At 28.0% G+C, this 5,721-nt stretch carries 6 protein-coding genes and 1 pseudogene; 6 read left to right on the forward strand and 1 reads right to left on the reverse strand.

All coding sequences use genetic code 11. The annotated features are described in order from the left end of the window. Positions 1-403: 403 nt before the first annotated feature. A pseudogene (locus ABZA26_RS06225) lies at positions 404-592 on the forward strand (transposase); the annotation flags it as partial. Positions 593-790: 198 nt separating this feature from the next. On the opposite strand, the gene ABZA26_RS06230 reads toward ABZA26_RS06225, so the two are convergent. After that, a complete protein-coding gene (locus ABZA26_RS06230) occupies positions 791-1,219 on the reverse strand; it encodes an N-acetyltransferase (RefSeq protein WP_372713657.1) in 429 nt (142 codons plus the stop codon). An 843-nt stretch (positions 1,220-2,062) separates the two neighbouring features. Between ABZA26_RS06230 and ABZA26_RS06235 the strand changes: the two genes are divergently transcribed. From ABZA26_RS06235 to ABZA26_RS06255, 5 genes are all read left to right on the forward strand, one after another. Continuing rightward, the gene (locus ABZA26_RS06235) at positions 2,063-2,305 is read left to right on the forward strand and encodes a DUF1413 domain-containing protein (protein WP_372713658.1); all 243 of its coding nucleotides are present in this window, start codon (positions 2,063-2,065) and stop codon (positions 2,303-2,305) included. 17 nt (positions 2,306-2,322) lie between these two features. Further along, positions 2,323-3,315, forward strand: coding sequence for a RhuM family protein (gene rhuM, locus ABZA26_RS06240; protein ID WP_372713659.1), 993 nt, complete (start codon positions 2,323-2,325; stop codon positions 3,313-3,315). 363 nt (positions 3,316-3,678) lie between these two features. Further along, the gene (locus tag ABZA26_RS06245; RefSeq protein ID WP_372713660.1) at positions 3,679-3,912 is read left to right on the forward strand and encodes a single-stranded DNA-binding protein; all 234 of its coding nucleotides are present in this window, start codon (positions 3,679-3,681) and stop codon (positions 3,910-3,912) included. A 19-nt stretch (positions 3,913-3,931) separates the two neighbouring features. Beyond that, positions 3,932-4,825 (forward strand): ORF6N domain-containing protein, encoded by an 894-nt coding sequence (locus ABZA26_RS06250; protein ID WP_372713661.1) that lies wholly within the window; start codon positions 3,932-3,934, stop codon positions 4,823-4,825. 418 nt (positions 4,826-5,243) lie between these two features. Then, positions 5,244-5,721, forward strand: a 478-nt coding sequence (locus ABZA26_RS06255) for a tyrosine-type recombinase/integrase (RefSeq protein WP_372713662.1), incomplete at its 3' end; no start/stop codon positions are given.

Raw genomic sequence — 5,721 nt, forward strand, 5'->3', positions numbered from 1 at the left:
CACCGGGAAATTAGTAGTTTTTATCATATTTCCTGTTATTGGTGCATTGATCTCTTTATTTTCTATTGACACCCTATATAAATTTTTAAATACTGATATAATTCTGCCTTTCATTTTTTCCTCCTAATTATTATATGAATTGTTAACGGAGGTCTTTTTTTATTTCAGGTTTCCTCCAAAATTTGCTACTATCATAATTCATCTCCTTTTTTTATTAATAACTTGGTTCATTATAATCTAATTTTATCTATATTTCTTGTAAAAAAACGACAAAAAAATCCTAATCAAGGCCTTTACCCTATTTAGATTATTAAATTTTTAATTATTTTTTATCTATCATAAATATAATTCAAAAACTTAACAAAATATTTTATGGTGTTAGTATAGATATTGGACTGAATTAAGTTGTTTCTTTGAGTATCCACAAGAGATAAGAAGAATGATGCATACAACAAATACAATTGAAAGTATTAATAGCCAATTTAAAAAGATAAGTAGGTTTAAGGCAATCTTTCCTACTGATGAATCATTAGAAAAAATATTAAGAATATTAGTAATAATTCATCCAGAACAAGCAGAAAAATATATGTAAAAAGAGAGCCATTTTAACAGCTCTCCCTCTAGTAGTTAGGAATTGAATGTACACGTAATTTGAGATAGACCCGAAAAAAAGTACAATTTCCTATGTGCCTCTAGTATCAGCTTATCCGAAACTTACAATCTATTCTCTTTAGAATGCAAGTCTTTGTCTTTTTCATACTACACACCATTATCTCTTCTCAGTTATGAGTTAGGTCGTCCATTCCATAATAAATTCTACTTCATTTGTCGCTACTTCCAATTTTTCAGAAATAATTTTAAATCCCTGACTCTTATAAAAATCAATAGTTTTTTGGTTTTTCTTATATACATTAAGCCGAATTACCTCTCTGCCTTCCTTCACATGGTTTATAAGATTTTTACCTATTCCCTTACCCTGCTCTTTTTCATCTACAAATATAGCAGCAAGAAAATTTTCTGCCATAGCTACAAATCCTAATATTTTCCCACCTTCAACTGCAATATATGTTTCTGAAGCAGGAAGATACTTTGTTGCCATTAATTCTTTATTTTTTTTCCAGAAATCTGATGATATAAAATTATGAGCTTTTACAGATACCTCATACCAAAGCTCTACGGCCTCTAAAATTTCTTCTTCTTTTATTTTTCTAATTGCCACTTTTTCCTCCATATTTTTAATCTTATTTTATTTTCACAGGGAAGCAATAATTTTATCTATTCTTTCCTCCCAAATAAAATACTATCATAAAATTCAACTCCTTTTTAATTCATAATATCCATAGTATCACTTCTTAAATTATTCTTATTGTAAAAAAACGTCAAATCCAGATAGTAACTTCATAAAAATAATAAAAAAATTCTTATTCTGGAAGTTAGTATCTATTAATAATTTTAAAAAATCTACACATAGTACTCTTAGATTAGGTCAAAGGAAGCTCTTTAGGCCACGCTCCGTTTTTTAGTAGAAATATTTCAAAAGTCATCCTAGCTGTAAATAATTATCCAAGATCATTAAAGTAAATACAATTCCCTTTATATTTACTTTCGTTACTTCCAGTAATTTTTATTTATTTAATAAAAGTAAATTCCAAGTACTCCTAATATGATAAAGAAAAAAGGATATCCGAGACCGTTTATCCCTGCCATACTCCAAGTATCGCTTCTTAAGGGAATAAACATCGTGTTCTTCTAACAGAGGATCTATAGCTGGCAGAGATGGTCTAGGTTCCCCCAATCCTGTACTTATTGACTCAGCGAAGTGTTGCCCGATATGGATCGCACTCTACAAATGAAGGGGGAATATCCGTTAAAGCAGTATATAAGTTTGTATCCTTCAAAGAATCGTTCATAATGTAAAGAGAACTTGGGTGTATTGTGCCTATATTTTTTATGCAGATGTAATTATAAGAATTTTAGGATTAGAAATTAAAATCATCTTTACAAAACAGAGTATTTTGTTTACAATATTGTTATCAAATTAGAAAAAGTAGGGGTAAAGAAGATGAATGATTTAAAAACATATGAAATTGTAGCTATTGCTATTGAGGAGACTAAAAATTTGGTTTCTGGGGATACCTTTATGGTTAAAGATCTTTTTATTGGATATAAATGGAAAAAATTATCTCCAACTATGAGAAAAGACGTTGGAAGACAATTTTTATTTAAAATAGAAGAATTTAAAAATCTAAATATAGAGAAACTTGAAAAAAATGCAGCTAGTCAACAAATTTATAGAAAAAATTAACTTAAAGGAGATCAACTATGAAAAATACTAAAGATATTTTATTGTATGAAACTGAAGATGGAAGATTGTCTTTTGAAGTTAATTTAAATAAGGAAACAGTCTGGCTGAGTCAAAAAGAGATGGCAGAATTATTTGGGAAAGATAGTGACACCATTGGAACTCATTTAAAAAATATCTATAAATCAAAAGAATTAGAAGAAATTTCAACTACCGCAAAATACGCGGTAGTTCGTCAAGAGGGGAAAAGAAAGGTAACGAGACAAATTAAATACTATAATCTGGATGCTATTATTTCAGTAGGTTATAGAGTGAATTCAAAGATAGGAACTCAATTTAGAATCTGGGCAACTAACATTTTAAAAGAATATCTAATCCAGGGATATGCTATCAATGAAAAACAATTAAAAGCTCAGAATGTTAAATTGATTGAATTACAGAATACCATCGAAATACTGAAAAGAACTGTTGAAACCCAAAGAATTGGGCTAGATGAAGCCACAGGATTGTTAAAAGTAATCTCAGACTATTCATATGCACTGGATCTATTGGATGCTTACGATCATCAAAATGTTGAAATAGCAAGTTTCCATAAGAGAGATGCTTATATATTAACCTATGAAGAAGCTATGAGAGTAATTGAAAGTATGAAAACTGAATTTGCTACCGATCTATTTGGAAATGAAAAAGATGATTCCTTTAGGGGGTCTCTAGGAGCCATATATCAAACTGCTTTTGGAGAAGAGGTTTATCCAAGTATAGAAGAAAAAGGTGCCCACTTACTTTATTTTGTAGTGAAAAATCATTCTTTTAGTGATGGAAACAAAAGAATAGCAGCGGCAATATTTATATATTTTATGGAAGCAAACAGGATTCTTTACAGGGAAGATGGTAGTAAACGAATAGCTGACAATACATTGGTAGCTATAACTCTAATGATTGCAGAGAGTAAACCAACAGAAAAAGAGACTATAGTTAAAGTTTTGGTTAATTTAATCAATGAAAATAATTAATCCGGGAATATATGTTTTTTTTTACTGGATTAATCTTATTAGATCAATCAATACTATAGCTATATTAAAATAGTAGATAATCTTTTTTAGAGAATTTCAAAAAATTAGGAGAAGTAACCATAGTAGATATAAGTCACCCTTATATTAACTTTCATTACTTCCGCTAATTATTATAGATAACTTATGAATGAATATTCTGAAACTTACATAATCGTAATTAATTAAAATTATCATTATAACCGCCAATTTATTTTTTTGTTTTGTTTTGCGATAATCCCTAAATTATGTCCTAAATTAGATTGACATTATATACAATGTTGTTTATAATGATTCTATATAAGAAAATGAAATTTTGGAGGTATTATGAAATTAAAAGATCTTTTAGAAGAAGCTATAAAGCAAACTAAAAATTTGAACTCTGGTGAATTATTTATGGTAAAAGAATTATTTAGAGGAGTAGAATGGAATAGAATTGATAGAGGTTTAAGGATGAACTTAGGAAGAGCATTTTTATTTGAAATAGAAAAAGATTTAACTCTTAATATTGAAAAACTAAAGAAAAACTCTGCAAATCAACAAATCTATATAAAAAAATAATTAAGGCAGGTATTATACAATGGATAAAGATATAGTGATTTTAGGAAATGAAGAAATAAAAAATAATATATATACTATTCGTGACTTACAAGTTATGCTAGACAAAGATTTAGCTGTATTATATGGAGTTGAAACAAAAGTTTTCAATCAGGCTATCAAAAGAAATATTGATAGATTCCCTGGCAATTTTAGATTTCAATTGACTGAAGATGAACATGAGAATTTGAGGTCACAAACTGTGACCTCAAATTCTCAACATGGTGGTAGAAGATACCTGCCTTATGTTTTTACCGAACAAGGTGTTTCAATGCTTAGCGCAGTTTTAAAGAGTAAAACAGCTATCGAAGTAAGTATCAAAATAATCAATAGTTTTGTTAATATGAGAAAATTTATATCACAAAATTCTGATATTTTTAAAAGGCTAGATCTTATGGAAAAAAGACAAATTTCATTTGAAATAAAAACAGAGGACAAATTTGATAACATTTTAAATGCTTTAGAGGATAAGACCCTTAAACCAAAACAAGGGATTTTCTTTGAAGGACAAATGTTTGATGCCTATGTTTTTGTGGCTAACTTAATCAAAAGTGCCAGTAAATCTATAGTTTTAATAGATAATTATGTAGATGAAACTGTTTTAACGTTGCTATCAAAAAGAGACAATAAATGTAGTGCTATTATTTACACTAAAAAACTGACCAAACAACTAAAATTAGATTTAGAAAAACACAATTCTCAATATCCACCTATAAAAATAAAGGAACTTAAAGAGGCTCATGATAGATTTTTAATTTTAGATGAAAAAAATATCTACCATATAGGTGCTTCATTAAAAGATTTAGGGAAAAAGTGGTTTGCATTTTCAAAATTTGAAATTGGAGCTATAGAAATTTTAGGAAAATTAAACAATTAAATGGAAACTCCTAAGATCTAGATTTAAAAATCTAGGTCTTTTTTTATCCATCCAGACCCACTGGATAGAATAACACGAAGCCCAGCCCCTAAAGGAGAGATCTTTTGAGTACGGAAGGGATAATTGGTCTCGGACATCCGATTTTAGTCCAATACTATAGTACTTGACTTCTATGATCTATTTTATTTAATTGCTATTATATTAATTTTACTCTTTTTTATATTTCCTTGACAAAGGGTACAGTTTAATCCAGGATACTTTTTTAAGTTTTAAAAACCCTTGTATTCCCTACTTAACAAAATAGCATTTTGTTAAGTAGAAAATCTAATGAAAACATATGATCAAACTTGTTTTATATATTTTTATATGTTATGATTAATTTGTTAATTAGAAATCATAGTAAAACAGGCGGTTAAAGATGAAGAAGAAAATCGAAGGATTTGAAGATGAAAAAGAATTAAAAATCTTTGAAGATGGACTAAAAAATAAAAATGAGCTTATTTTTCACTTTTGGAAAATATCTCTTAATTTAGCTTTAAGAGTTTCCGACACGTTAAAAATTACAATTAAAGAGGCTAACCAATTTTTAAAAAATGGATATTATATTTCAAAAGATAAAAAAACTAAAAAAGCTAACCAAGTGGCTTTAAATGAAAATTGTATAAAATCCATAAAAAGAGCTTTAGAGATTAGAAAAGAAATAAAATTAAATATTGAGAATGAGTTTCTTTTTGTTGGTCAAGGGAATAGAGTAGTAAATAATAAAAATCATATATCAAGAATATCAATTCATAACATTTATACAGAGATCGCAGACTACTATAATTTAAAAACTAAAATATCTACTCATACAGCACGTAAGACATGGGGTCTTGTAGTTTATAAGAAAACTAATA

Origin of the sequence: Ilyobacter sp., from assembly GCF_041583315.1 — a bacterium.
Lineage (GTDB): Bacteria > Fusobacteriota > Fusobacteriia > Fusobacteriales > Fusobacteriaceae > Ilyobacter.